This is a genomic window from Flavobacterium lindanitolerans (genome assembly GCF_002846575.1).
In the GTDB taxonomy this organism is placed as follows: domain Bacteria; phylum Bacteroidota; class Bacteroidia; order Flavobacteriales; family Flavobacteriaceae; genus Flavobacterium; species Flavobacterium lindanitolerans.
In genome coordinates this window covers 473,645-499,704 of sequence record NZ_PJND01000008.1, presented here as the reverse complement: position 1 = coordinate 499,704, position 26,060 = coordinate 473,645, and the positions used below count along the sequence as shown (strand labels likewise).

Here is a 26,060-nt window from a genome sequence, read left to right as displayed (position 1 = left end):
CCCGTGCTTTTTTATTGTAACAAAAACCGGAAAAAACCAACTAATAACCCATAATTGGGTTAAACCTAAAGAATTACATGGGACAGCAGGAAAAAACGAATCTTACAAAAAGGAACAGCATCAAGAACGTGCTGCTGGTTACTTTTACATTTGTTGTGTCCTATGCAACCGTGTTTATTATTTTTCCCTATTCGTATTGGCATAATTTTTTTGCCATGCCAGTCTACAAGCAGGTAGAAGATGTGTTGGTTAACCTGATATTCTGTGTGGCTATCGTATGGTTCAGCCTTTTTATAGACCGTAAGCTCAATAAGAGAATTCCGTGGATGGTACGTCCTTTGAAAAGGCTATTAATTCAGGCAATATTCCAGATTTTAGGAGCTTTGTTCCTCATTATTTGCCTTACATTGGTATATCTGATATTTGGAGGCACTACTAATCCGCAGCCTTCGCCTATTGGCTTGCGCGAAGGAGTCTATACCATTATTTCAATTATGTTATGGGCTTTGATGGTCAGCGCCCTTAATACCGGCGATTTTCTGTTGCGGAACTGGAAGGAAGCCACCATAAAAGCTGCAGAGCATGAAATCAATGCCGCCCGAAACAAGCAACTGGCTTCCGAAATCGAATTACAGGCACTTAAAATGCAACTCGACCCACATTTTGTATTCAATAACCTAAGCGTGCTTTCGGAACTGATATTAAAAGACCAGCAGCTAGGCTATGAATACACAGAAAACTTTACTAAAGTCTACCGTTATCTGCTTGTCAACTCTAAAAAGAAACTCGTTCCTTTAGCTGAAGAACTGAAATTTCTGGATGCCTATCTTTTTCTGATACGGCATAGGATGGGAGAAGGCTGTGTTTTTAAGATTGATATTGAAGCATCCAAACTCAAAATGATGATTCCGCCCGTGACGTTGCAGTTATTTATTGAAAATGCCCTGAAATACAATCGGACGGAAGAAGAAAATCCGTTGATAGTAGCTATTTATTCTAATGATAATGATGAATTGGTCGTGTCCAACAATTTGCTGCCTTTGGTAAATAAGACAGATTCTACGGGTATTGGCCTAAAGAACATCATTGATCGTTATGCTTTATTAAGCGACAGAAAACCTTCCATAGAGCAGGATAGCAAAACTTTTACCGTTAAAGTACCATTGATCTCATGAGCGCATTACGAAACATATTGATACTTGAGGACGAGAAGCTAAATTCAGAACGTCTGCTAAGATTATTGTCTCAAATCCGACCTGATGTAAAAATTGCAGGCATTATGAGCAGTGTTGCTAAAGCTGCGGACTGGCTTTCTGAAAACGAATGCCCGGATCTGATCCTGATGGACGTACAGCTGGCCGATGGGTTGAGTTTTGAAGTTTTTAATCGCGTTGAGGTTAAATGTCCCGTGATATTTACGACCGCTTATGACGAATATGCTGTTAAAGCTTTCAAATACAATAGCATTGATTATCTGCTAAAACCGATTGATAAGGACGAATTAGAAGTCGCCTTAACTAAGTTTGAACAGACTACGCAAACACCGCAAATACCACACGATTTTATGGAAGGACTACTAGCCAAAATGCAACCCAAGGAATACCGAACGCGTTTCCTGCTACCGTATCGAGATGCCTACCGAAAAATTAATGTGGAAGATATTGCCTTTTTTTATTCGCATCTCAACATTAGCTATGCCTATCTTTTTACTAATGAAAAGGTAGTAGTGCCACAAACTTTGGAAGCTTTGGAACAGGAATTGGAACCCAGAAATTTTTTCAGGGTCAACCGCCAGTATATCGTACAGGCTAATTCTATTGAACAGGTGCAGAATTATTTTAATGGTAAGCTAAAGCTTAAAATCAAAAACGCTCCGGAAGAAGTTATCGTAAGCCGTACAAAAGCACCTTTGTTTAAGGAATGGCTGGATTATTAGAAGCTTTATTACATCAAAATAGATTCCAATAAGTTTATGTTTTTTGCTTTGGGGCTCTGCGTCTTTGCTTGAAATAGTTGCTCGCAAAGGCGCAGAGCCGCAAAGTTCACTTTCATTTTATACAGACTCGTAAATCTGTGTAATTGATTTAATCTGTGGCTAAAAAAGAGGTACTAAGTTTCTGAGACACTAAGTTTAAAAAACTTCTTAAATCCACGTAATTATTTTAATCCGTGATAATCCGCGTGCTAAAAAAATATAATTGAAATAAGCCGTCAAAATCAGCTTTTTTAACAGACTACAATTACAACTGTTTCCAGATAGTAATCTCAAATCATTTCACTTTACCCTACAGACATTTCACCTTTTAATTTGGACGTTTCGCTCAGTAAACCTTCCAAAGGGCCAAACGCCGCTCCTAATTTTGCCCCATCAAAATAATAAAACAGAAGAATTATGAAAAAAAGTAATGCAATGGGCAGAATAGGAATGGCTCATGAAGAAACAAAATCGGGAGTGCAAAATGGAATGAAATTGCTATTAGCTCTTTTTATGGTATTATCGACAATAGGTGTTTCAGCCCAAAAAAATGCAGTGTTGGATGCCTTTGCAAAACATAATATTGATACAGGTGTTCTTAATCCGGAAAATCTGCAGCTTCCTAAGAATTATGCTTATGAGCTTCAACAGACCACAATAACTTCAGCCAGCCAAAAAGTAATCAGGGCACAGTTTGACCCGTCATTGCCAAAAGAAGAACAATGGACAGTACTTACTGTAGACGGTAAATCGGCTTCGCGTTCTGATACCAATTCTTTTCGTAAGAATCAGAAAAAAGAGCAGCCGGCAGCCCAAACAGATGATGCGACCTACAGAATTGAAAAAGAAACGCCGGGCCAATTGGTTATAAGCTACAAACAGAATCCAAATCCTTCTGATAAAGATGCTGCTTTCATGAAAGACTGCCGTATGTATATGACCATCAATCTTAAAACCAAAAAAGTAGAACAGGTACAGGCTATCAACGAAAAACCTTTGAAAATCAAAATGCTGAATGCTGAAAAGTTTGATCTTACTATAAAATATAGCTGGAACGAACAGGCAAAGCGTTATTTCACTACCACCGAAAATCTGGATATGATGGCTAAGTTCTTAGGACAGGCAACACCGGTCCAGACACTTTCAGAATATTCCAATTATAACAAAAGATAACGGTATTCAACCCATTAGAGTTGACTGTTGATTTTTACCGCCCCGCAGGCACCTTATTAATTTCTATCTTGACCCAAAGCCAAGGAATTAATGTGGGGAACTTGCGGGGCAATTTTTATAAGATATCATTATTGTTGCAATATAAATTTTATGTTTTTAGGAAACCATAAGTATAATCTGTTAGGGGTGAATTTCTTGATTAAGAAAGAAATGTCGCGCTAATTTCTGACTAACTAAAGGAATTTTTTCTCCCAAAAATCCCCACAAACAAAGACATAACAATTTTTTAAATAATTTGACACAACACACATTATAAAATTTGTAACAAAAAATAACAAAGTATGACAAATGTGTAATTGTAATAGCATAGAGGTATGTTATTGGTAAACTATTAAGCTTAAAACTATAACCGAAAATGACAAACAAATTATTTAAAATCATCTTATCGGCTGGTTTCTATGGGGCAGTTTGTCTCATGGCTGTAGAAAGTGCAACCGCGCAGAATCTTAGCGAGAAGCTGGTTACAGACCCCAAAACAACTACAGGGGTTTTGAAAAACGGAATGAAATATTACATCCGTCCCAACAGCAAGCCTGAGAAAAAGGTAGAACTTCGTCTGCTTGTAAATACAGGTTCTATTATGGAGGACGATGACCAACAGGGATTGGCTCACTTTACAGAGCACATGTTGTTTAACGGAACCAAAAACTTTCCAAAAAACAAACTGGTGGATAATCTGCAATCAATGGGTGTACAATTTGGTGCCGACCTGAATGCAGAAACCGGATTTGATACAACGGTTTACATGCTGCCAATTCCTACAGACAATCCTAAAAATCTGGAAACGGCTTTCCAAATCCTGCAAGACTGGGCTCAGGGTGCTTTGATGACAGACAAGGATATTGACGAGGAAAGAAAAGTTGTACTTGAAGAAGCAAGAGCAAATCTGGGTGCGATTAGCAGACTAAGAAAAAAATTCCTTCCGCCGCTTTTGAATTCTAAATACAGCGAAAGACTTCCAATAGGGAAAGAAGAATTACTAAAAACATTCAAGCCGGATGTTTTGAGAAGATTCTACAAAGACTGGTACCGTCCGGATTTGATGGCTGTAGTAGTAGTGGGAGATGTGACTACGGCACAAGGTGAAGCTTTGGTGAAAAAATATTTCAGTTCACTTGTGAATCCAGGCAGCCCAAGACAGCGTGTAGAACACGGTGCAGGTCCATATACTAAACAGGAAGTTATGTTCCTTACAGACCCTGAGCAGACTACAACAAGATTGTCTCTTAATTTCTCTCCAAGAAAAACAGAAGCAGACAAAACAGTAGGCGATTACAGAAATACATTGGTTGAACAATTAGCATTTAGCGCTATCAACCGTCGTTACCGTGACCTTGCTTCAGAAGCAACACCTCCATTTTCAGCTGCACAGACAAGCAATTCAACCTACATCAGAAACTATCAGGCATTAAGCTTAACGGTAATACCGGTGGCTGATTTGACTACGGCTCTTAATGCTGCGGTAAAAGAATTGCTTAGCATTGAAGAATACGGTTTTACGAAAGACGAGTTGGAATTGGTTAAAAAGAGTTTGCTAAGCTATGCTGAAAAACAGTATAACGAACGCAATACGACTAATTCAGTAGCCTATTTAGGCGAATATGAAGAAAACTTTTTCATAGGTCAGGCGGCTCCTGGTATCGAAAAAGAACTGGAACTATACAAAACCCTGCTTCCGGGCATTACGCCTGAAGAAGTAACAGCTGCATTCAAAAAACTGTTTTCAAAAGAAGACAAGGAGAAATTCTTTGCTTATGTGCTAAGTTCTGAAACAAAAGATGCGCTTATAAACAATGACGCTACCTTATTGGCAGCTATACAAAAATCGTTTACCCAAAAAGCAGAGAAAAAAGCAGAAGTTGCCATAAGTACTACTCTTTTGGATAAAATGCCTGCAAAAGGGAAAATTACTAAAGTGGAAAAAGACGCCAAATTAGAAGCGACTACCTACACTTTGAGTAACGGAGTTAAAGTTACCGTAAAACCAACTACATTCAAGAGTGACGAAATCCTTTTCACAGGTGTTAAAAAAGGAGGTACAAATGCGTATGGAGTTGAAGATAAGGCGACAGTATCTATGCTGACTTCTGTAATTGAAACTATGGGTTATGGCAAGTTTACGCCAACAGACCTGAACAAATCATTGACAGGAAAGAATATTTCTGTAAGACAATCTATGGGTGAAACTACCAATGAAATAGGAGGAAGGTCTGATATCAAGAATATCGAAAGTCTTTTACAATTGAACTATCTGGAACTGACAGAACCTCGTCTTGACCCAAGCCTGTTTAACGGATATGTTAGCAAGATGCAGATGCAGCTTAAATTTATCAAATCCAACCCACAGGCAGCTTTTGTGGACACGCTTGTAAATGTAATGTACAACAACAATCCGCTTCGACCAATGGTAATTCCAACTGAGGCGCAAATTAAATCCATAAATCCGCAGCGTGCTGTTGAAATCTACAAGAATGAATTTGGAAAAGCAGATGGTTACCACTTCTTCTTCGTTGGAAATATAGATGAAAATACATTAAAACCTTTATTGGAGCAATATTTGGCTTCCCTGCCAACAAGCGGAAAAGAACCTAAATTTGTGGATAATGGCTTGAGATTGAAACCAGGAAACAACAAATTCATGTTCAATAAAGGAACAGAACCTCAGAGTCTTGTGGTGGCGCAATATTTTGGAGAAATGCCATATAGTGAAGACATGGCGCTGAAAGCCAACATGATTGGAGACATTCTTACTATTCGCGTTATCGAAAAGCTTCGTGAAGAAATGGGTTCAATCTATAGCGGTGGTTTCCAGGGTTCGATGGACAAAGAGCCTTATTCCAACTATAGCATCCAGACACAATTGCCAACCGGGCCGGAAAGTGTTGAACCAATCCTGAAACAGACAGAAGCAGAAATTGCCAAGCTTAAAAAGGATGGTCCGGAACAGAAAGATTTAGAAAAAGTAAAAATTGCTATTATCGAAAGAAGAAGAGAAGAAATCAAAACAAACCAGTATTGGATTGGCAAATTGCAACAGCTTCAATTCTCAGGAGATAGCGTTGAGCGATTCCTGAATTTTGAAAAAGAACTTAATAAGATTACAGTTCAGGATATGAAGGCGGCAGCCAACAAATTCTTTGACGGAAAGAACAGCTTCATAGGAGTTCTTAATCCTGAAAAATAATCCTGATACATTCCTAAATACAGAAAGCCGCCCCATTGGGCGGCTTTTTTATGTTTTTTCGGGATTGTTACTGTTTGATTACCTTGAATGTCCTGACTTCTTCGCCGGCATAGGCCTTTACCAGATAAGTACCACTGTGCAAGGCAGACATATCAACCTCGCTTTCGGTTGCATTGATGTTTTTAGAAAGCACCTGCTGACCTAAAATATTAAATGCTTTGATAGCTGTCATTTCTTCTTTATACGAAAGATTCAGTATGTTTTTTACAGGATTAGGATATGCCCTAAAGCTGCTATCGTCAAAAGGTTTCGTTCCCAAAGATTCTTCCGTAATATTCAGCGTATAGGCAAAACTCTGGGGTGCCGGTTGTGTTGACAGTAAAATATAATAGGTAGTTCCCGCTGTCACGGCAAGTTCATTAATTTCCCTGTCACCAATTTCAAAATCCCCGTTGGCACAGGCTATGGCCCCGGTACCAATAGCATTACAATCCGTATAAACTAAAATAGCCGTCCAGCCCGGAGCGCCCGGAATCCGGATATTGATGGTCTGATTCGCAGCAGGCGTATAGGCATAAACGGTTTCATCGCCACCGAGATAATGGTTGTTGGTTCCTTCGCAGCCTGATTCTCCTCCTTGTGGGAAATCATAATCATCGCCATAATTGATAGTGTTATCAGTAGTGGTGTAAGGCAATCCCGAAACTACAATTGGTTTTTCACAAATGGCGCCTGTAGGAGGAATGCTCAGGCAAACATTAAATGTGGTAGTAGCACCGGTATCAGGCGATTCGCTAAACACCCTTACATAATAGGTATTGCCAATCGTGAGGCCAAAAACGGTATTGGCATAAGAAGTGCTGATTTTCATACTTGTCAGGTTGCCGCAATTGCCTTGCAAAATTTCTACTACCAAATCTCTTGGCATGCCGCTTACGTTGCGTAAAGTAACACGATGCGCTGTTTGTGTAGCTGTAAACTTAAACCACACATCATCGTTTGGTGTTCCAATTTCAGGATTTCCTTCATTGGAATCTGTAGCCGAAACAAGACTTCCGGCCGTAACAGCCGTACAGGTAGCAGTCGGATTAACAGTAAGCGTATAGGCACCTGAACAGTTGTCATTGGCAGGAGGTGGCGGTGGAGTAGTAATACAGATGTCAAAATCAGTTTGGGTGTTGGCATCAGAAGCATACGTAAATACGCGGATATAGTAAGTATTGCCTATAGTCAGCGCACGCGGAGTACTTGAAGTAGGGTTGAGGTCAGGGTCACTGAGGTGCACGCTAATCAGTCCGCCGCCACAGGTACCTTCCAGTACTTCATGCACGATTATTTCCGAGCCGTTTCCGGTAATATTCGTCAATTCGATGCGGTGCGAAGTTGCTGTGGCAACAAACGTATACCACACATCGTCATCAGGACGGCCTGAACCCACATGAGGTTCGTCAGAATCTGTAGCCGATTCAAGTGTGCCGGCTGTTTTTACCGTACAAACGGCCGTCGGGTTGACTGTCAGGGCAATTGCCGCCGTACAATTGTCATTGACAGGACTAGTTGTAAACGAAACGGTTCGCCACGGACTTTGTGAAGTGGTGCAGACGCTCCTAACATGGAAAAAATGCTTGGTGCTTGGCGGTAAAGACAAATTGGAAGGCAGAAAAATATTCGACAACGTAGGTGTTCCCGCACCTGTCGGGTCGGCACTTGTCGTATTCAAAACATATTCATAGCCTGCAATGCCCGGAACATTGTCCCACGTTATCGGGCTGGAACCTACTCCGGTAGCGGTAAGCCGGGTTGGAGCCGCACACGACCACGAACGTAATGTTGGCGAGTCAAAGCAAAAACCATAGTTCCAGGCAGCTCCGGCCGGGTCATCATCATAAAACAACCGATAACGGAATCCTGTGAGCTGTGCCGTTGTAAAACCCGAAATGTTCAGCATTTCCGAAATATAAAGGGTTTTAGGAAGCGAACAAAAATTACTGACAGCAAAAGACGTATTTGCATTGCCGGGAATATTTTCTCCCCACGGAATCCAGGCAGAAATGGCAGCATCCCAATATTCCAGTCGTAAGGCATCGTTGGCTTTATAACGATAGCCATAGGGCATTGTAAGCTCCAATAAGGTTTCGCCGTTTGCAAAAGCAGCACTCAGATTAATTACAGGCGATTCGGCCGCAATATTGTCCTCATGCGGATTACCGGAAAAACGGTCATTATAGGCAAAGCTTGATGCAATTCTGGGGTCAGATTCAAAAGCTTCGGAATCCTCATTGTAATTCCCTGTAATTGTCCAGGCAGTATTGGGCCAGTTAGCCGATTGGTTTAACGTTTGCGAATACGAGTTCGCTTGCCAGCCCATCAGGGCCAGCAGTAAGTAACATTTTTTCATAGCAATTGTTTTTTTTGATCCAAAATTAGGACTCCTGAAGGCAAAAAGGTTCATCTTTATAAAGGTGAACCTGCTTTGAGATTGAAAAGTTATATTTTAACTAATTGATATTTAATGTATTGTGTTTTTAGCGGTCTTATTTTGTAAATTCCTAACAAAAAACTAAACCTTTCTTAAAAAAATAGGAAAGCCATTGAAGTTATGTTAACTTAGTGAGAACATAACCTAAAAAAATGAATTATGAAAACAAAAATTGCTTTAGCCGTACTATTGCTTGGATTGGCAATACCGGCATTGGCCCAAAAGAAAATAGCCCCAGGTGAATTGCCAAAACCGGCACAGGAATTTCTTAAGGAACATTTTAGTCATACAGGCATTGAAAAAGCCAAAAAAGATGCAGAACATGGTGAAAAAGGCTATGAAGTCAAGTTGCAGGACGGTACAGAAGTAGAATTCTGGAAAGACGGTTCCTATCGTGAAGTCGATGGAGGCAAAAATCCGATACCCACAGCCTTTATTCCTGCATCAATCAGGGATTATGTAGCAGCGAATTATCCAAACGAAAAAATCACCCATATTGATTATGGCCATAAAGATGTAGATGTAGACCTGACCAATGGCATTGATTTGGAATTTACAAAAGATGGAAAATTCCTGAAAAAGGATTAATTGTCTATTGAAGAAAATAAAAAACGCAGGATATTCCTGCGTTTTTTTATTTTCCAAAACTTTCCAAAACTTTCCAAAACTTTCCAAAACTTTCCAAAACTTTCCAGCTTTCCAACTTTCGACTTTTTGACTTTTCGACTTTCGACTTTTTTTCTCTACTTTATGGAAATCCGTAATAAAACAAAAATAGTTATTAGTAGGTTTGGGTGACAGTATAATATGTTTCCTGGCTATAAATTTAAGATGCTTTTCGCTGACTGGGCTTATTTCTTAGGCAGTTGAAAATTGCAAAAGAAAAACCTTTTAGTTAACCAACCAGCCAATCAATCAACCAAAAAAACGCAGGATAGTCCTGCGTTTTTTAATATAATCAAACCTAAAAATTATTTTTCCAATTTTTTGGAAAGTGTAAAACCTGTGAACAGGCTTATTCCGGCCATGATAAACACTATAGCCGTATTGGCAGCCTCGCTGTCAAGCAAAGTGTATGCATGTAGAATAGAAATAATAAGAAGTCCGATCCCTATGCCTATAAGTAACAGTGAAAGATTCAGAAGTAGCAATTTCCAAACCGGTACATTTTGCGGACTGCTCTTAAAAAGGCTGGCATCAGCGCCCTTTTCTATCAGAGCAAGACGTTCGCGGTTGCGGGTACTCAAATAGATATAGAAAACTCCAAAAATTGTAGCAAATAAGCAAACAGGTATAATAATTCGTTCCATGATTGATGATTTTTAAATGTTATTGATTGTATCTGTACCTTATGACGACAGCTTTCGGATTTAGGTTACAACTTTTTGAAAAAAAATATTATTATGCCTAATTATACTTACTTCAACTTTCTACCTTAGCACCTTAGCACCTTAGCACCTTAGCACCTTAGCACCTTAGCACCAAACTTCACAACAAATTTTCCACTAACCAATAAAAATTTTATTTTAGCTGTAACCCATCAGCAGTTTGTATCGTCTTACATCTATATGGCACTACCTAACGACCAGTTTTATATTGACCGGATTATGAAAGGCGACACCCAGGCATTTACGCATTTGGTGGAACGCTATAAAACCCTGGTTTATACCTTAGCCCTACGGATGATTAAAAATACCGAAGAGGCTGAAGAAGCAGCGCAGGACACTTTTGTAAAAGTATTCCGGTCAATGGAAAAATTTAAAGGGGAATCAAAATTTTCAACATGGATTTATAGGGTAGCCTATAATACCTGTCTGGATAGGATTAAGAAACATAAAACGGTACCTTTAACAGTTGATATAGATAATTATGGCTCACGCCAACTGGCAGCAGCAGAAAATGTACTGGATGCCATGGACGGGGAAGAACGCCACCGTGCTATACAGGAGTGTTTGCAGCAATTACCGGGCGAAGATGCCTTTTTGCTGACCCTGTATTATTTTGAAGAACAATCGCTTGAAGAAATAGCCAAGATAATAGGCATTAAAGCGAATAATGTAAAAATAAAACTCTTCCGTTGCAGGAAGAAGCTAGGCGAAATAGTAAGAGCCAGACTCGAACCTGAAATTATTAGCGAATATGAAAGAGAACGAAAATAACGAATTGGAAAAACTGGCAGACAAGGCAATGAAAAGCCTGCCGCTGGAAACGCCATCCTTTGATTTTACATCCCGTGTGATGGCACAGGTTGCTATGGCTCCGGAAAAGACCATTCCAGCCTATAAACCCTTACTGCCAAAAACTTTTTGGATTGTATTGATTACCATTATTATTGGATTGTTTGGTTATGCTTATTTCACAGATGGCTCAGAACAACAAATATTCAATATTGATTTTGACATGGCCTACGCTAACAAACTCCAAAACATGGCAAACCAGTTGGATTCTTCTAAAACAACTATGTATGCAGCAGTAGCCTTACTATTAGCAATGTTGGTACAAATTCCTTTAATTAGAAATCATTTTCAAGGGAAATAAGTTGATAAGGTAAAAAGTTTCTAAGGAGAAAAGGACTAAGGTTTAAATAACTCTTGACCCTGGCCCTTTTTTTCTTAATGACTTAGCACTTCAATATTTTTAACAAACAAAAACATTTATAATAAATAAAATTATTTATTTTTACTGTCTTGTCATCCAATAAAACAGTAAAATGAAATCATCTCTATTGGTATTGTTAAGTATCCTGTTTATTCAGGCAACAACCTCAAAAAGGAAAGAAGTATACATCTGCAACAGCCCGAACGGGAAACGATTTCACTATACGGAAAGCTGTGAAGGTTTGCAGAACTGCACCTACAAAATAGAGAAGATAACCCTCAGGGAAGCCCAAAAAGCAGGGAAGACGCGCTGCGGCTATGAACGATAAGGCAATTATTCCAGAATTTTGATTAGCAGTTTGCCGCTTGGGTCTAATTTTATCGCTTTAGCACCGGCAAACTTAGCACCGGAAAGCTTGAAACGATGCTGCTTATCCTTGATAGGGAAAGAACTCAACGTTTTTGTTCCATCGCCCAAAGTAAATTCTACTTCCAGTAAAAAAGGCAATACATCACCTTCCTGGCTAATCACAAGGGCATTATCTTTCAAAACAGCACGCACATGAGGAACCTGCTTGCTTTTAAGCCACGGCTCTAAAAAAGGCTGTACTTTTTTGCCGGTCGTTTTGGTAAGCTTATCCATAAAAAATGGTATCGTCATAGGCTCTCCGGACTGCATAAAAGCTTTCAGTCCATTTTCAAAATCCTCTTTCCCCAGCAATTGTTCAAGCATATAAAACACCCAAACACCTTTGTAATAGGAAACACCATCATTGGAAACATCGTCCCATAAAGAAACTTTGGTATCAAAACCTTCCGAGAAATAAATATTCTTATAGCTTGTAAGGTAGTCTTTAAAAATAGCTTCTCCATATTGCTTTTCAAGAAAATAACGTTCTGCATAAGACGCCCAACCTTCCGAAAGGAAATTGGTAGCAGGACCAATAGGCGTGGTCCACGCATGGGCTACCTCATGAGCAAACGGAGCGCGGGGTGACGGTTTGTCTCTTAAAAAATCACTACCCTGTTTGGCAGCTACAATCATATCATTGCTTCGGTTAAGCCAACCATTTGAGGCATTCGAGCGGTCCTGTACAATGGCAAGATATTGTCCTCTCGGACTTCCGAATTTTTCAGCCAGCAAATCATAGGCTTCCAGGAAATTCTTATGGAGTATATCCGGATTGGGTTTGAAATCCGCATCACAGAAAACTTCCAACTGGTAATCATTCTTTTTATAACGATATGTTTTCCATTTCTTGTCATAGTAAAGCCCCAATGCAAATGTTGGACCGGCAGACTGCGCCTTAACAATTCTCTGGTTTTCTGAAACGGTTTCTTCCTGTGGCAGGCTGGTAGCCAGTTGGTATGCTGATGGGATGGTTACACGAACCGAAAAATTAGCACGGTCGTTTGGACTTGAAAAACTAAAAAACGGATGCCAGAAAAACTGGTTTCTCACATGTCCGTAAGTATCATCAAAATAACCGGAATTTTTATCCTTCTCAGACTTGTCAACCGCAAGCGTATAGGAAAGTGCCAACTGCTGCTCGGCATTGGTTTTGGTACGCACCCAAAGAATACCACCGTTAAACACATAATCGGCATCCTTACCATCCACCTGTAGCGTTGTTATCTTAGCCTTATGGTTCAACACTACCGTAAATCCGTAAGATTCCTGAGTCAGGATTTTCATACTGTCACTCACAGTCAAACTGCTGCTGCCAGGGTCAATAGCAGCGTTTATGATATGTCCCATCAGGAGATTCTTGCGGTCAATTGGCAGTTTTTCTGCAATGGTCCATTTTCCGCCACTGTATTTAAAACGGTATATGCCGGAGTAGTGTCCTGAGTAAAGGGTTTCGTTTCCTGAATTGCCAAAAAGTAAAGTACCCGTTAGCAATACCAAAGCACTTTTCTTATCGCTTTCAAGTATTTTTGACGGACCTGCCTTGCGTACAATTTTCGTTTTGCTTTTGTCAAGGCTAAGCAGCAATTCCTGCTGTTCCGGTAATGGAAAATTGGTTTTGATATCCTCTTCCGTTCCGGATTCAAAAGCCTTCTCACAACGGAGTATGGCAAAATCAAGGTCGGTTACGGGAACCTGAGCAAACAAAGAACTGTTGGAAATCAACAAAAATAAAAAGGCCAATCGGAATACTTTCATGGGTCGTAGGTATTATGATAGTTGCATCTAAAAGATACGTCGTTATTTAATCTGGCGGGGGAAGTGGCATGACACAACATGCCTAAGACAAAAATGCAAATTTTATCTTATATTTCTAAAAGAAAACAACTAAAAAATAACAGTTTTTTTCGAAATACAATTCACCTTAAGATAAAGAAACAGGTAGGGAGGTGTATTTTTTATACAGAAAATCCTTAAAAATATTCGACCGTTTTAGAATATATATTGTAACTTTAGGTTGAATTACAGTGATTTATAAACGTGTTCACTGTAATTTTTCCTTTAGCTTAATCAACCAACCTAAATCTTTACCTATGAAACAGCTTTATTTTTATTCCCGATTATTTTTTTGTTCCTGCCTGCTGTATGGTACTTCCTCCAAAGCACAGGAAAAAACCGTTTACCCGACTGCTGCAGAAAGTGACCCTGTAAAAATGGGATGGATGGTTGGTTCGCCGCCGCCGGAAAATCGCATACTGCGTTTTGAAGATGGCAGTTTCTTTGAATTTCCGGGCTTGCGGTGGAGTGTGGCACATATGCGACAATTTATGCCTACAACTAACGTTTCCCGTGGTTTAGGACCTTCAAATCCGCTACAGGAAGCACTTCGCGAAGATATTGGAGGCGTCACTTTTATTCCATTGGGAGAAAAAGAACCGATGACCTGGGAAGAGAGCCTGCAAAAGACCTATGCAGATGGGGTTATCATATTGCATCACGGAAAAATAGTATACGAAAAATATTTTGGAGCCCTGACACCTGAAGGACAGCATGCCGCTATGTCTGTAACAAAATCATTTACGGGGACTCTGGGCATACTGCTCGCAAAAGAAGGAATTATTGATGAAAGGAAAAAAGTGACCGACTATATTCCGGAACTTAAAAAATCAGCGTTTGGAGATGCCACGGTTCGGCAGGTTATGGATATGACAACTGCCCTACAGTTTAGTGAAGATTATGCAGACCCGAATGCGGAGATATGGCAGTTTTCGGCTGCGGGAAATCCGCTGCCCAAACCAAAGGATTACAAAGGACCAAAGAGCTATTATGAATACCTGCCATTGGTTAAGAAAAAAGGTACGCATGGCAAGGCTTTTGGCTATAAGACGGTAAATTCTGATGTACTGGGCTGGATTATTGCCCGCGCCACAAAGAAAGATGTGGCAACGGTATTGTCTGAAAGGATATGGAAACGACTGGGTGTTGAGCAGGACGCCTACCTGTCTGTTGATGCTACAGGAACGCCTTTTGCCGGTGGAGGCTTTAATCTGGGATTAAGAGATATGGTACGTTTTGGCCAACTCATTCTGGATAACGGTTTTGCAAACGGATATCAGATTATCCCGAAGGTAGCCATTGAAGACATCAAAAAGGGAGGCAACAAAAATGCCTTTGCCAAAGCGGGTTATCCGCTACTGAAAGGATGGAGCTACAAAAATATGTGGTGGATTACGCATAACGAACATGGTGCGTTCTGCGCCCGAGGTGTACATGGCCAGGTGATTTATGTTGACCCCAAGGCAGACATGGTTATTGTGCGTTTTGCTTCCCATCCTGTTGCCGCAAATAGCGCCAATGACGCTTATTCTATTCCGGCTTATCATGCTGTTGCGAAGTTTTTGATGAAAAAATAAGGAAAGGTGATAGTGGATAGTTGATAGTGGAAAGTTGAAAGTCGAAAGTCGAAAGATGAAAGTCGAAAGATGAAAGTTGAAAGTGAGAAGGGTTAAGGTTCCGGGAACTAAGGTGAAAGTAAACTTTCTGGATTTGTGAGTCTTTAGACGTGGCCAAAATCCCAAATCAAAAATCCAAACCCTAAATCATAAATCATAAATCAAAAATCTAAAAATCCTAAATCCAAAAATCTAAAATAAAAAAGAGCAGCCTTACGACTGCCCTTTCACCTAATGAAACCAAGCAAACAGCAATTTTACTTTTTCATAAGTTTTTCAATAGAAGTTTCATTATTAGTTGTTTCAATTTCTACAAAATACAATCCGGATTGCAATGAAGAGATGTCAAGCATTTCTTTGCGGTTGGAAAAGCGGGCTGCTAGTTTTCCGGTCGCATCATAAATCACAACAGACCTGATGTCTTCATCTGTTCTTATTGAAAACTGACTGCTGGAAGGATTCGGATAAATAGCAAACTTTTTTGCAGCTTCAATATCGTCAACACCCAAAGCAGGAGCCAAAGGAACATCAATCTGGTAGCCTCTGTTGGCTCCGTGATATGCTAAAGAAAAACTGGCAGAGCTCATTCTTGCAAAAGCAAAATCAATAGAAGTATTAGCATAAACAAAAGTATAATCGCTTGAACTGGCTGTGTCAAAAGCTCTCGTAGCTACTATAGTTCTGGTTCCGGAAGCAACCGTGTTTGACGTTACTGTCCAATTATTTGTGTCAGCAGTTGGTGGCGTACCAACACCATTATGTACGGCATCTATCAGCGTGGTTCCGTTATAGTATACCACATCTTGTCCGGCTTCCATTCCTTGTCCGTTACTAAATGAACCGAATTGCAGCGCAAACCAGCGGTCTGATGGTCCGGTTAGCGTTAGGGTAGCAGTAGAGTTGGTGCTGTTCAGGTCCAGTTTTGCCGTCATTCCGGCAAGCAGGTTTACCGTTCCGGTGGTTTTTGTCTGGGCTTGCGCCACAAGCGCTAAAAGTCCAAGAGTTACTGTGAGTAGTGTTTTTTTCATATTTTCTTAGTTTTTAAATAGGTTAATGATTTCTTGATTTCTGGTATCTACGGCATATTCAAAAGGCGCCTTGCCCTGTTTGTCTTTTTGTGTCTTATCTGCCTTGTAACGCAGTAACAATTCAATAAGTTCCTTATTCTTGAATTGTATAGCATAAAGCAGCGGTGTCATTCCGGCGGCATCGGCAATATTCGGGTCGGCCTTTTTTTTCAGCAGGGCTTCTGCCAGTTTGATATTTCCTTTTACGGCAACCGCGGCCAGTGCTGTACCGCTGGAACTGCTGTAATTAATATTGTTTACGTTTTCGGTCAGGTATTCTGCCACGGTCAGATTGCCCCTGTAACAGGCAAGAATCAATGGTGTAAATCCCATCGCATTGACTTTATTGATTGTATCCGGATTTTTGGCAGCCAATGCCTTTATTTCTTCAACAGTGCCATAACGGGCAGTATCGAAAACATCTTTTGGGCCCTTGTTTTGCGCAATGGCAGAAACAGTAACGAGAAACAGGAGTGATAAAAGTTTTTTCATTTTTATTGCTTATTGAGTAAGAAATTATAATCTACAGTAACCTTATCGGCTACTTTTTTGCTGACAATCTTTGGAATTTCAATCCCAAAATCTTCAGGCTTTACGATAAAGTTGCCGGTTATTTTAAAACCGGTTCCGGATTTTGAGATTTTTGCCGTGCTTGATACCTTTTTGGTTTTTCCGTGCAGGGTAAGGTCACCTGTAATGGTCACTGTCTTTTCTGTGGTAGTAATCTGTGAGGCATCAAAATCTTCTATTTTGCCTTTAAACGTTGCTTTAGGATATTTGTCAGATTCCACATAATTTTCATTAAAATGTTCCTCCATCAGGGCTACTTTAAAACGAAATCCTTTCATTAGTGTCAGTGCGGCAAAGTCTCCTGTAGAAGTTTCTAAAACGGCAGAGGTGCTTTTGCTTTCTGCCGCAACCTCTTCAAATGAAGGAACGGAAGCTTCAAATTTTACGTTTCCGTTTTTGGTGATATATTTCTGCGCCTGTGCAGAGAAGGTTCCTAACAGAAACAATAGCAGTATCGGTAATTTGTTTTTTAGTATTTTCATATTTTTCAGTTTAGTTTTCCGGTAGGCCATCGGCTCTCCATTGCAGAATCAGGTTGATTTTATCTTGTGGCATTCTTCCGGTTTGCGGCATCTGTCCTGTTTCCCCGTTCTGTCTTTGTATCCTGTCCAGCAGGTTGGTATTCTGCACTGCATCCTTGACTTCCTGATAGGTTGTGAGCGGACGGAAAGAGGAAACACCTCCGGGCGAATGGCATCGTATACAATTGGCGTCTACAATCGCTTTAACGGTATTCTGATAAGTGACCGGTCCGTCAACAGTAGTTGGTTTTTCCAAATCTTCATAAGTATTGGAATCACAAGCAAAAAACAGCGTCAGGGCCAATAATAAATATATCTTTTTCATGTCTGTTCAATTAAAAAACACGGTATAGATTAAATCCGAAGAAAAAATCACCTTTGCCCCAATCTCCGGTAGCACTCGTTAAATAACCGCTTTCTGTCATCGATTGGGAATTGGTAAAAAGTAATTGGAAGATATGACCTCCGGTTTCTACATCAAGTCCAACAGAAAGCGGGTTTTTGTAAAAATCAGGCTTGTTAAAATTATAAGCATATTCCAGATTAACAGAGAGCCTTTTACTAATTTTCATCCTGCCGCCATAACCCAATGCAAATTGGTTATCGTTTTCTATTTCAGGATTGTACAGGTTTTTGTGTATGTATGATGGTACGAGTTCCAGAGAGAGCCTTTCCGATATTTTTCGGGAAACAATCAGCTGGGTGATATAAGTCAGCCTGTCTGAAAATTCAATTTTGGGGTAATCGTCCTTTTTTAGCAGGCTGTTGATATCCAGTGTATTGTAACCCACAATTTCAAACGGAAACAGGTCACTTTGTCTGGCCAATCTATATTTTACGGATGTTTCATATACTTTTGAAAGCGTATGTCTTGAACCGCTAACGGCAAGCCAGTCCGTCAGCCCGTAAATACCGCCAATTTTGGTTGTGGCATCATCAAACCCGAAAAACTCGGAAATACCACCTTTTACGGTTCCAAACCGGTGTGATACGACAAAATAAAATTCTTTCTTAGCGGGCATTTTGGTCGATTGCAACGTAATGACCTGCAATCCTTTAAATGCGGCTGTGGCATAAGTATCCTGTACCTGGGTTGAATCCAGTTGCGACAGCAGGTCTTCCTGGGCACAGGCAGAACCGCCAAGCAATAACAAACAGGCCAACGGTAAGATTATATTTCTCATGGATACAATTATTGTATTAGGATACATTGGTCTAGTTTTACTTCTTCCATCAGTTCATCAAAACCAATACATCTTCCTTTCAGGGTTATTTCCTTGCCGTGAATATCTGGAGCTAAGTTTTTGGCAAAACTGCAGGATATGCCGGAATCAAGGGTTAATAATGAATCGGAAATCTGGGTCACTTTTCCGCTGATTTCAAGTGTTTTGTTCAGGTAGCTTGAATCCGATACGGACATATTTGCTTTGTAGTTACTGAGCAATTGCAAAGAAGAAAGCCGGAATGCCGGTTTTTCTTCCGCAATGTTACGGGCTTCTTTATACAGGACACCGTTATAGAGATAAGCTCCGCAGATAATCAGCAGGATTATACCTATAAACCATATACATTTTTTTCTGTTCATGATTGGGCTATTTTTTGTTTTTTTAAGTTCCCGGAAGAAGATTTTTGGAAACACGGAATCTATTCCCGGGAGTTTCTTAAACAACTAAAAACTTTTATCCAAAATTAGTGGATACGTTGGTAAGCCCCGAAAAAATCAGGTAGACAAAAGGTAGACAAGCCCGTATAATGCGGTAGAAAGTTAGTAGACAAGAGTCTTGTTTTAGACCGAAAGTATAAAGTTGGTAAGGTTTTCGTCTGCCGCAAGCTGTAATTTTTTACGCAGTCGGTAACGGGCAGTTTTGACACTGTCCGGAGAAATATTTAGTATGGAAGCCATTTCCTTGATGGAAAGATTCAGCTTGATAAGCGCACATATTTTTAAATCGTTGGCGCTGATTTCCGGATACAGTTGTTTGAGGCGTGTGTAGAAGTTTTTATTGATGCTTTCAAAATAGAGGTTGAAATCATCCCAATTGTTGTTTTGCTCAAAATGGCGGTTGACCATCTTGATGAGTTGCTGTTCGGATTGAGGCTGCTGTTCTATAGCCGATTTGATATCGCTTAACAATTCGTTCTTTTGCAGCATCTGTAGGGTGATGGCGCTCAATTGGCTTTCTTTATGGTCCAGGTCGTTCTGGAAACGTATCTCTTCCAGTTCGCGCTGTTTTTCTTTGGCTTCCAGAAGAGCTTCTTTGGTTTTGAGCAGATTCCTGTCGCGCTTGTTTCTGCTTTTAAGGTATAAATATCCTGTTACTAAAGCTGTCAGGAGTACAATAATGCAAATGGCCAACAGATAATTGGTAAGTCTTGCCACTTCTTTTTCCTTTGAAACCAGGGCAAGTTTTCTGTTTTTTTCAGCCACTTCAAATTGCATTTCAAGGCTCTTGACTATTTTTTCCCTTTCTAAGGAATGGAGTTGGTCTTTCAGGAAAATAAGGCGTTTTTGAAGCCTGGACATTTCGAAGTAATTCTTTTCCTTTTCGTTTAGCTCGATGAGTGCTTCGACGGTCATGATTTCAAAAAGCTTGTCGGAAAGTGCCTCCGATATCACATGTGCCTTTTGGAAATAAAACAAAGCTTCTGTTTTGTGTTTGTGATTGAGGTGCCATCTGCCAATGGCCAGAAGTGCTGAAGCCTGAGCCTGTTTATTTTCTGTGGTATTGGCTATCTCCAGTGCTTTTTGAAAGTAGTCCAGACCATTTTGGTCGTTGTGGCGTCCCATTTCGCTTTCGCCTATGTTGATATAGGCATTGGGCAGATAGGCCTGATTGCCTGATTTTTCAAAGTCTTTTAAGGCCAGCTTGTAAAAATAATAGGCTGAATCTTTGAGCTGTTGCTGTTCGTATAAAGAACCCAGACTGGAATAGGCAAGACCCAGAGTACCGCTTTTGTCTTCACGGCTTTCGAGAATGCTGATTACTTCGCGGCTGATGGGTTTGGCCTGTGCATATTTTTTCTGTCGTGAATAAATGGTACTGATAAGCTGCAGGCATTTGCTGCGGCCAATTTGTCCCACATCGGGATTGGTTTTTTCCAACCGGTTGTAAATATTGAGCGACTGGAAAGCGTAGTCAAGTCCTTTTTCATAGCTGGAACCAAAAGAGCAGATGCCGAGATAGAGCAGTGATTCTGCCATATCTGTTTCATTCCTGTCTTTTTTTGCTTTTTCATAGGATAGGAAAAAATACCGGAAAGCTTCGTCGTCATGGTCTTTTACAAGCGCATCCCAACCTTTCTGGATTAATGTATTTTGTGACGAAGGCTGCGCCATGCTGTTTAAGCATAGCAAAAATAAAAGCAAAAATAGAAGCAGCCGGTTGTAGCGCATGGCAGTTTTTTGATAATAATAAGGATTTCAAAGATATAAATATTTAATCACTGTCAGGAAGTTTGTACCAAAGGGGCGAATTACTTTGTATATAAAGTCGTAAAGTTGTAAAGTCGTAAAGTTGTAAAGTTGCAAAGCCTCTACCGGCTGTTTTTTCTACGGTATTCTGTGGGCGAAAGCCCTATGTTTTTCTTAAAAGATTTTCCAAAGGAAGATTGGTCGCTAAACCGGAGTTCGTCTGCTATTTGGGCAATGGTCAGCATAGGGTCAGACAGCAGTATGCGCGCTTCCAAAAGGAGGGCTTCTTCTATCAGTTCTCCGGCTGTTTTTCCGGAAACTTCTTTTAGAATTTTGGTAAGATGTCCGCTCGTAACACAGAGCGAATCGGCATAGAACTGCACGCTGCGCTGCTGTTTGAAATGGGTGTCAAGCAATTTGAGAAATTTTAAGGTGAGTTCTTCCTGACGGGACAGTTCCGGTTTTAGTCCGGAGTTTTCTTTTTTATAGCGTGAAGCTACTATATACATAAGCAGGCTAAAGGTATGGTGAAGCACTTCATCGCTATAGGGCTCATGGTTCTTTTCAATGTTTTCCTGCATAAGTAAACGGGCCAGAAAAATAAAATTCCGGCATTCCTCCTCACTAAAGGTAAGCTTAGGGATGGCTTTTGAAGCAAAGAACTCAAAGGCATCGATTTCATTTTTATTCCGATTGGATTGCCGGGCAAAATCTAACGTAAAGCTAACGGCAATCAGTTCAAGATTCCCACCAATTTCAAGGATATGGTTGATGGTTCTTGGCGAAATAATAATCAGGTCATTTGGATTGGCAGTATGGGAGATAAGGTCCAGTTGGAGTTTCATCGTTCCGGAAAGGATGAGCATCACCGAAAAATTATCAGAGCGATACGGATAAGGAAACGGAATGGTTGTAATGGCACCTTTTCCCATATAAACATGGAGCCCTTCGGATTGCGGGACATCACCTAATATTTCCAGAATATCGCTGATTGAGAGCTTTCGGATGCCTGTTTTTTCCAAATCAATCGTCTTTAGTGTCGTAAAGTTAGTCATTTTATGCGAGAGTTCTTTTTTGCGGTCAACTCAGTATTAGACTGTTGTAGGAAAAAAGGCGGGTTTCAGACCAATTTCGGATGGAATGGCACGAAGTGTTATTGTTGACTTAGCCGTAAATTTAATACAGCTATTTACAGCTCATTAAATTTTAAATATCATGAAATATATCCCTTTGATTGGCAGGTTTCTTTTCAGCATCATCTTTATGTATTCTTCCATTGCTAAGTTTTCAGATACGTTTGTGTATGAGGCAGCCGCTAAAGGAATTCCGCTGTCGTATATACTGATTCCATTGGTTGGCGTACTGGAAATGGCGGCAGGACTTAGTATTTTATTTGGTTTTATGGCCAAATGGGGTGCCTGGCTGATTATTATTTTTCTGGTTCCGGTTACTTTTATCATGCACGATTTCTGGACTGTCAGTGACCCTATGCTACACCAGCTGGTTCTGATGACATTTATGAAAAACATGTCGATTATTGGAGCGGCACTTATGTTAGCCTATTTTGGTGCCGGGCCTTATAGTATTGATGCATTGCGGGATGAGAAAAAAGAGGCTTAAACGGACTTTATAAATCAGAAATCGGGTTGCAGATAGCAGATAGCAGATGGTAGAAATTAGAGATTAGATATAGAAATCTAAAATCAAAAATCCCAAATCTAAAATCAATCCGGAGTAGTGTTTGGTAGTTACACTTTTGATTTCAGTCGGCTCAAGGTTTCCTGCGAAATATTGAGGTATGAAGCAACCATTTTGTTGGGTAGCCTTTTTACTATTATCAGGTCGTGGATAGTTGATAGAGTATAGTGGATAGTTTTTAGTTGATTTGTGGAGGTTACACAATTTTTCTTTTAAGAAAGATTATATAAATACCTTAAATCTGTGTAATCATTAAAATCTGTGGCTAAAATCAAAAATCTAAAATCACAAATTAATGTGTAGTATTAATCTTGTAACAGTTCGGTATCTGGCAAAAGGTGTATTTCAGACTGTAAATTTGGTGTCAAATAAGTCTTCGTCTGTAAACATCTTCCACTTTATTCTTTAGTATGTCAATTAGTTCTGCCTGCATATAATCATAGTCGTCCGGAATGTATAAACATACAATTTTTTTATTTTTATAAATTTCGGGAAACTTTTGTCTTATGAAATTTCTATGATGTTTTTCCATAACAATAATACTGTCTGCCCAACTTAATATTTCATCGGAAATTACAGTATTTGCTGATTTATCTGTGCCTGCTGATTTTACTTCAAAACGTTTATCGTCTTCATATATTTTGTGTGCAGTTGCACTTCTCATTCTGTTTACCGTGCAAACGAAAAGTAATTTTAGTTTGGATTTGTCTGTCCATAATTGTCGCATTAGAGTTGCGATTTTCCAACAGTCATCAATATTTTCGTTGTCAAAGCAAGCCCAGTAATGAATAGTAAATTCGTGAAGCTTGAAGTTGGCTTCTAAAATTGGTTTAATTGTTTCGCAATACTTTATAAAAAGTTCCTCAGTATTTTGGTCTTCTGTTGCCTGAATTATAATTTCCATTAAAACAAATTTCTTGTCGTCATCTGTTGTCAGGTAGTAATGTGAAATGTACTTTTCAATGTCATCAGGATTTCCTTCTGTATAAGACCAGTCCTGCATAGAAGAATTATGCGGAATATTTAGTTCTTCTGATAACTCATCAATCGCTTTTCTTGTCCCACATCTAAAGGTTGGTTTCATTCGTTCTTGTTTGTCTGTTGGTGGCATTAATTATAATAGCCGCTATCGTTTTGGTAGCGGATTTTTAATACAAAAGTTTAATCGGATCCTGCTGTTGAACCTTGTCATATTGTTTATAGAAACTCTTCAGCCACCATATTGCCAAACCTTTGTTAGCGGCTGTTTTTACGATATTAAATCACAATTTTTCCTACTCCTGTCAAAGGTTCTTGTTCTTCTACAGCTATAGATGTTTTTAGTGTAAATAACCACCATTCTTCAAATCCTAAGTTTTCATCTTTTGGCCCATTATTGAATTCTATTAACTCTTTCCACGCAATGCAATAAGATATAAAATTGTCTAAAAATGCTGCCTTGTATTTAAATGGTGTTGTTTCTGCAAAATGTAGTCTGATTCCTTTTTCTTTGGATAATGACAGAATAATTTGTTCATTATCATTTGTCAAAAAAGCAAATGCTTCAAAATTGTCAGGAAGTCCCAATCTGAAAGTTTTCTCATCTGTAAGTTCTAAAGTTTTCAATAGGTCTGCCGTAATATAGGACCAATAGTCTTTTGTCAATGAATATACAGTTGTCCATTTTTCAGTAATTGGTGATGATGCAAATGTTTTGTCTTCGTTACAAGGAAGCCACATTGCAAATTCAACATTCTTTAAGTCATCCCACTCAATAGATTTTTGAATAGAGTTCTGAAATCTTAAAATTGTATCACCAAAAGAACCGTCAGTTTTTTTTATTTGCGTTGTGTTTTGAATAATTTCTTTACTCTGTCTGCCAAATATTTTTTTGAATATGCCCATTGTTATTATTTTATTAAAGTAGCTCTTAATGGTTTAATTTTTCTAAGGCTAATTTACAATTTTTTTAATGCGGCCAATTGAGTTATTATAGTTGATAATGTATAGTTGATAGGCGATAGTTTTTAGTTGATTGGTAATGGGTAAATGTTTTTCTTTTACTGAGAGATTATATAAATACCTTAAATCTGTGTAATCATTAAAATCTGTGGCTAAAATCAAAAATCCAAAATCCTAAGTCAGCATTCATAAATCACAAATCCAAAATTATCTTCATTTTCTCTTCATTTTTACAAGCTATATTTGTTTATGATTCTTACCATACAAAACCAAAAATCAGATAAAAAATGGTAAATTCGTTATGGAGTCTCTTTTGTATAATTTAAAACCTATGCATTATGAAAAATACTTTTTTAGCAGCCTTATTGCTCATTACGGCCAGTTTTTATGGACAAACCGACAAAAAAGAACCTTATTCACCGCCTGACGAAGCACGTTTTGCTTTTGAAAAAGAATTTCCGAAAACAAATGCCGTATGGAGAAGCGAGTTTGACGGTGATGATGGCAATGAAGAACTGTATGTAGCAGATTTTACCGTTCAGGGCACCAGGGTTTCAGCCTATTATAATCTGAGAGGCGAACTACAGGTGTTGGAGCATGCGGTCAAACCGAACAAGTTGCCACAAACTATCCAATCTTACCTTAAAAAAAATTATCCGACCTATAAAATTGTTGAAGCCGCAAGAATACGAAAAACACCGAATTACTATACTTATGAAGTGGGACTTACCAGCGACTCAAAATTTTATGATGCCGTTTTTAGTGACGCCGGCGATTTTCTGCAAATGGTGGAGAAAGACCGCTAATGTTTAAGAATAGTCTGCAAAATGATTATAAAGTAAATTATGAATGTCCTGATTGTAGAAGATACCAAAGAATTAGCAGTAGAGTTAATTGACTATCTTGACAAGAGTGGTTATGTCTGCAAATGGGTGGCTACTTGCGAAGAAGCTCTGGAAGAGGTTTCGGTAAACCAATATGATGCACTGTTGCTTGATTTGGGACTGCCTGACGGTAGCGGGTTTGACGTGCTGAAAAGTGTACGGAAAGCCAAATCAAAAATGGCAGTTATTGTAATTACCGCCCGTGGTGAGCTAGACGACAAAATTAACGGTCTTGATTTGGGCGCAGACGATTACCTGACCAAACCTTTTGCCCTGACGGAATTGGGTGCCCGATTGTATGCCGTAATTCGTAGAATCCACGGATTTACGGTTAATGAACTCGATATCCACGGATTCAAAATCAGGCTGCAGGATTATAAGGTAAGTTATCAGGAAAATGCCGTGGCACTGACCAAAAAAGAATTTGATATTTTTCAATATCTGGTACTGAATAAAAACCGTGTCATTACGCGGCTGCAGCTTACAGAACATGTATGGGGCGATGTGCTGGAAGTTAGTTCCGATTCTAATTTTATAGATGTTCACGTACGGAACCTGCGCAAGAAACTCGACAAACACGCTTCTATCGAATGGTTTGAAACCGTACGCAATGTAGGCTATAGAATTATAAGCTAAAC

General features: G+C 39.5%; 25 protein-coding genes and 1 pseudogene. 12 read left to right on the top strand and 14 right to left on the bottom strand.

The features are described 5' to 3' along the window. Nucleotides 1–77 precede the first annotated feature (77 nt). The 4 genes from B0G92_RS12135 to B0G92_RS12120 all read left to right on the top strand — a co-directional run bounded on the left by B0G92_RS12135 (nt 78) and on the right by B0G92_RS12120 (nt 6,392). On the top strand, nt 78–1,175 hold the full coding sequence (locus B0G92_RS12135) for a sensor histidine kinase (protein ID WP_101472394.1): 1,098 nt from the start codon (nt 78–80) through the stop codon (nt 1,173–1,175). Continuing rightward, nucleotides 1,172–1,936, top strand: a complete 765-nt coding sequence (locus B0G92_RS12130; protein ID WP_101472393.1) for a LytR/AlgR family response regulator transcription factor — start codon at nt 1,172–1,174, stop codon at nt 1,934–1,936. Before B0G92_RS12135 ends, B0G92_RS12130 begins: the two co-directional genes overlap by 4 nt. 456 nt (nt 1,937–2,392) lie before the next feature. Next, nucleotides 2,393–3,148: a hypothetical protein gene (locus B0G92_RS12125; protein ID WP_101472392.1), complete on the top strand. Its 756-nt coding sequence runs from the start codon at nt 2,393–2,395 to the stop codon at nt 3,146–3,148. A 415-nt stretch (nt 3,149–3,563) separates the two neighbouring features. Continuing rightward, nucleotides 3,564–6,392: a M16 family metallopeptidase gene (locus B0G92_RS12120; RefSeq protein ID WP_101472391.1), complete on the top strand. Its 2,829-nt coding sequence runs from the start codon at nt 3,564–3,566 to the stop codon at nt 6,390–6,392. Nucleotides 6,393–6,459: 67 nt separating this feature from the next. Here B0G92_RS12120 and B0G92_RS12115 read toward each other — a convergent pair whose 3' ends face one another. Next, the gene (locus B0G92_RS12115) at nt 6,460–8,790 is read right to left on the bottom strand and encodes a T9SS type A sorting domain-containing protein (protein WP_180326437.1); all 2,331 of its coding nucleotides are present in this window, start codon (nt 8,788–8,790) and stop codon (nt 6,460–6,462) included. A gap of 240 nt (nt 8,791–9,030) precedes the next feature. Here B0G92_RS12115 and B0G92_RS12110 point away from each other — a divergent pair, with 240 nt between their 5' ends. After that, complete coding sequence (locus B0G92_RS12110; RefSeq protein ID WP_101472389.1) at nt 9,031–9,459, top strand: PepSY-like domain-containing protein; 429 nt, start codon at nt 9,031–9,033, stop codon at nt 9,457–9,459. Between the two features lie 383 nt (nt 9,460–9,842). Here B0G92_RS12110 and B0G92_RS12100 read toward each other — a convergent pair whose 3' ends face one another. Then, nucleotides 9,843–10,181: a DUF6249 domain-containing protein gene (locus tag B0G92_RS12100; protein ID WP_056065442.1), complete on the bottom strand. Its 339-nt coding sequence runs from the start codon at nt 10,179–10,181 to the stop codon at nt 9,843–9,845. A 258-nt stretch (nt 10,182–10,439) separates the two neighbouring features. On the opposite strand from B0G92_RS12100, the gene B0G92_RS12095 reads away from it, so the two are divergent. From B0G92_RS12095 to B0G92_RS12085, 3 genes are all read left to right on the top strand, one after another. Beyond that, nucleotides 10,440–11,030 (top strand): RNA polymerase sigma factor, encoded by a 591-nt coding sequence (locus tag B0G92_RS12095; protein WP_056065446.1) that lies wholly within the window; start codon nt 10,440–10,442, stop codon nt 11,028–11,030. Beyond that, nucleotides 11,011–11,409, top strand: a complete 399-nt coding sequence (locus B0G92_RS12090) for a hypothetical protein (protein WP_101472387.1) — start codon at nt 11,011–11,013, stop codon at nt 11,407–11,409. The genes B0G92_RS12095 and B0G92_RS12090 overlap by 20 nt, the downstream gene beginning before the upstream one ends. 172 nt (nt 11,410–11,581) lie before the next feature. Next, nucleotides 11,582–11,797 carry a hypothetical protein gene (locus tag B0G92_RS12085; RefSeq protein WP_101472386.1) on the top strand — a complete coding sequence of 72 codons (216 nt, stop codon included), beginning with the start codon at nt 11,582–11,584 and terminating at the stop codon, nt 11,795–11,797. Nucleotides 11,798–11,802: 5 nt separating this feature from the next. Here the strand turns inward: B0G92_RS12085 and B0G92_RS12080 are convergent, their stop codons facing one another. After that, complete coding sequence (locus B0G92_RS12080; RefSeq protein ID WP_101472385.1) at nt 11,803–13,635, bottom strand: M1 family aminopeptidase; 1,833 nt, start codon at nt 13,633–13,635, stop codon at nt 11,803–11,805. A 335-nt stretch (nt 13,636–13,970) separates the two neighbouring features. Here B0G92_RS12080 and B0G92_RS12075 point away from each other — a divergent pair, with 335 nt between their 5' ends. Further along, entirely contained in the window at nt 13,971–15,290 is a 1,320-nt protein-coding gene (locus B0G92_RS12075; protein WP_101472384.1) for a serine hydrolase domain-containing protein, read from the top strand. Between the two features lie 296 nt (nt 15,291–15,586). Here the strand turns inward: B0G92_RS12075 and B0G92_RS12070 are convergent, their stop codons facing one another. The 8 genes from B0G92_RS12070 to B0G92_RS12035 form a co-directional block, all read right to left on the bottom strand. After that, complete coding sequence (locus tag B0G92_RS12070) at nt 15,587–16,357, bottom strand: T9SS type A sorting domain-containing protein (protein WP_101472383.1); 771 nt, start codon at nt 16,355–16,357, stop codon at nt 15,587–15,589. 6 nt (nt 16,358–16,363) lie between these two features. Further along, nucleotides 16,364–16,888, bottom strand: a complete 525-nt coding sequence (locus tag B0G92_RS12065) for an ankyrin repeat domain-containing protein (protein ID WP_101472382.1) — start codon at nt 16,886–16,888, stop codon at nt 16,364–16,366. Nucleotides 16,889–16,890: 2 nt separating this feature from the next. Next, nucleotides 16,891–17,448, bottom strand: coding sequence for a YceI family protein (locus B0G92_RS12060; protein WP_101472483.1), 558 nt, complete (start codon nt 17,446–17,448; stop codon nt 16,891–16,893). A 10-nt stretch (nt 17,449–17,458) separates the two neighbouring features. Next, nucleotides 17,459–17,812, bottom strand: coding sequence for a hypothetical protein (locus B0G92_RS12055; RefSeq protein WP_056065469.1), 354 nt, complete (start codon nt 17,810–17,812; stop codon nt 17,459–17,461). 10 nt (nt 17,813–17,822) lie between these two features. Continuing rightward, nucleotides 17,823–18,671 (bottom strand): DUF5777 family beta-barrel protein, encoded by an 849-nt coding sequence (locus B0G92_RS12050; RefSeq protein WP_101472482.1) that lies wholly within the window; start codon nt 18,669–18,671, stop codon nt 17,823–17,825. A gap of 8 nt (nt 18,672–18,679) precedes the next feature. Then, nucleotides 18,680–19,072, bottom strand: a complete 393-nt coding sequence (locus tag B0G92_RS12045; RefSeq protein ID WP_143395037.1) for an OB-fold protein — start codon at nt 19,070–19,072, stop codon at nt 18,680–18,682. 201 nt (nt 19,073–19,273) lie between these two features. Continuing rightward, entirely contained in the window at nt 19,274–20,824 is a 1,551-nt protein-coding gene (locus tag B0G92_RS12040; protein ID WP_101472381.1) for a tetratricopeptide repeat protein, read from the bottom strand. Between the two features lie 197 nt (nt 20,825–21,021). Then, nucleotides 21,022–21,954: a helix-turn-helix domain-containing protein gene (locus B0G92_RS12035; RefSeq protein ID WP_101472380.1), complete on the bottom strand. Its 933-nt coding sequence runs from the start codon at nt 21,952–21,954 to the stop codon at nt 21,022–21,024. 160 nt (nt 21,955–22,114) lie between these two features. Here B0G92_RS12035 and B0G92_RS12030 point away from each other — a divergent pair, with 160 nt between their 5' ends. Continuing rightward, nucleotides 22,115–22,519: a DoxX family protein gene (locus B0G92_RS12030; RefSeq protein ID WP_101472379.1), complete on the top strand. Its 405-nt coding sequence runs from the start codon at nt 22,115–22,117 to the stop codon at nt 22,517–22,519. A gap of 128 nt (nt 22,520–22,647) precedes the next feature. Here B0G92_RS12030 and B0G92_RS16800 read toward each other — a convergent pair. The 3 genes and pseudogenes from B0G92_RS16800 to B0G92_RS12015 all read right to left on the bottom strand — a co-directional run. Beyond that, nucleotides 22,648–22,737, bottom strand: a pseudogene (locus tag B0G92_RS16800) (Crp/Fnr family transcriptional regulator); the annotation flags it as partial. A 224-nt stretch (nt 22,738–22,961) separates the two neighbouring features. After that, nucleotides 22,962–23,681, bottom strand: a complete 720-nt coding sequence (locus tag B0G92_RS16730) for a low molecular weight protein tyrosine phosphatase family protein (RefSeq protein WP_218971859.1) — start codon at nt 23,679–23,681, stop codon at nt 22,962–22,964. 173 nt (nt 23,682–23,854) lie between these two features. Further along, nucleotides 23,855–24,481: a hypothetical protein gene (locus B0G92_RS12015; protein WP_101472378.1), complete on the bottom strand. Its 627-nt coding sequence runs from the start codon at nt 24,479–24,481 to the stop codon at nt 23,855–23,857. 395 nt (nt 24,482–24,876) lie between these two features. On the opposite strand from B0G92_RS12015, the gene B0G92_RS12010 reads away from it, so the two are divergent. Next, nucleotides 24,877–25,344 (top strand): PepSY-like domain-containing protein, encoded by a 468-nt coding sequence (locus tag B0G92_RS12010; protein ID WP_101472377.1) that lies wholly within the window; start codon nt 24,877–24,879, stop codon nt 25,342–25,344. Between the two features lie 39 nt (nt 25,345–25,383). Then, nucleotides 25,384–26,058, top strand: a complete 675-nt coding sequence (locus tag B0G92_RS12005; protein ID WP_056065491.1) for a response regulator transcription factor — start codon at nt 25,384–25,386, stop codon at nt 26,056–26,058. The last annotated feature ends 2 nt before the right edge of the window (nt 26,059–26,060 follow it).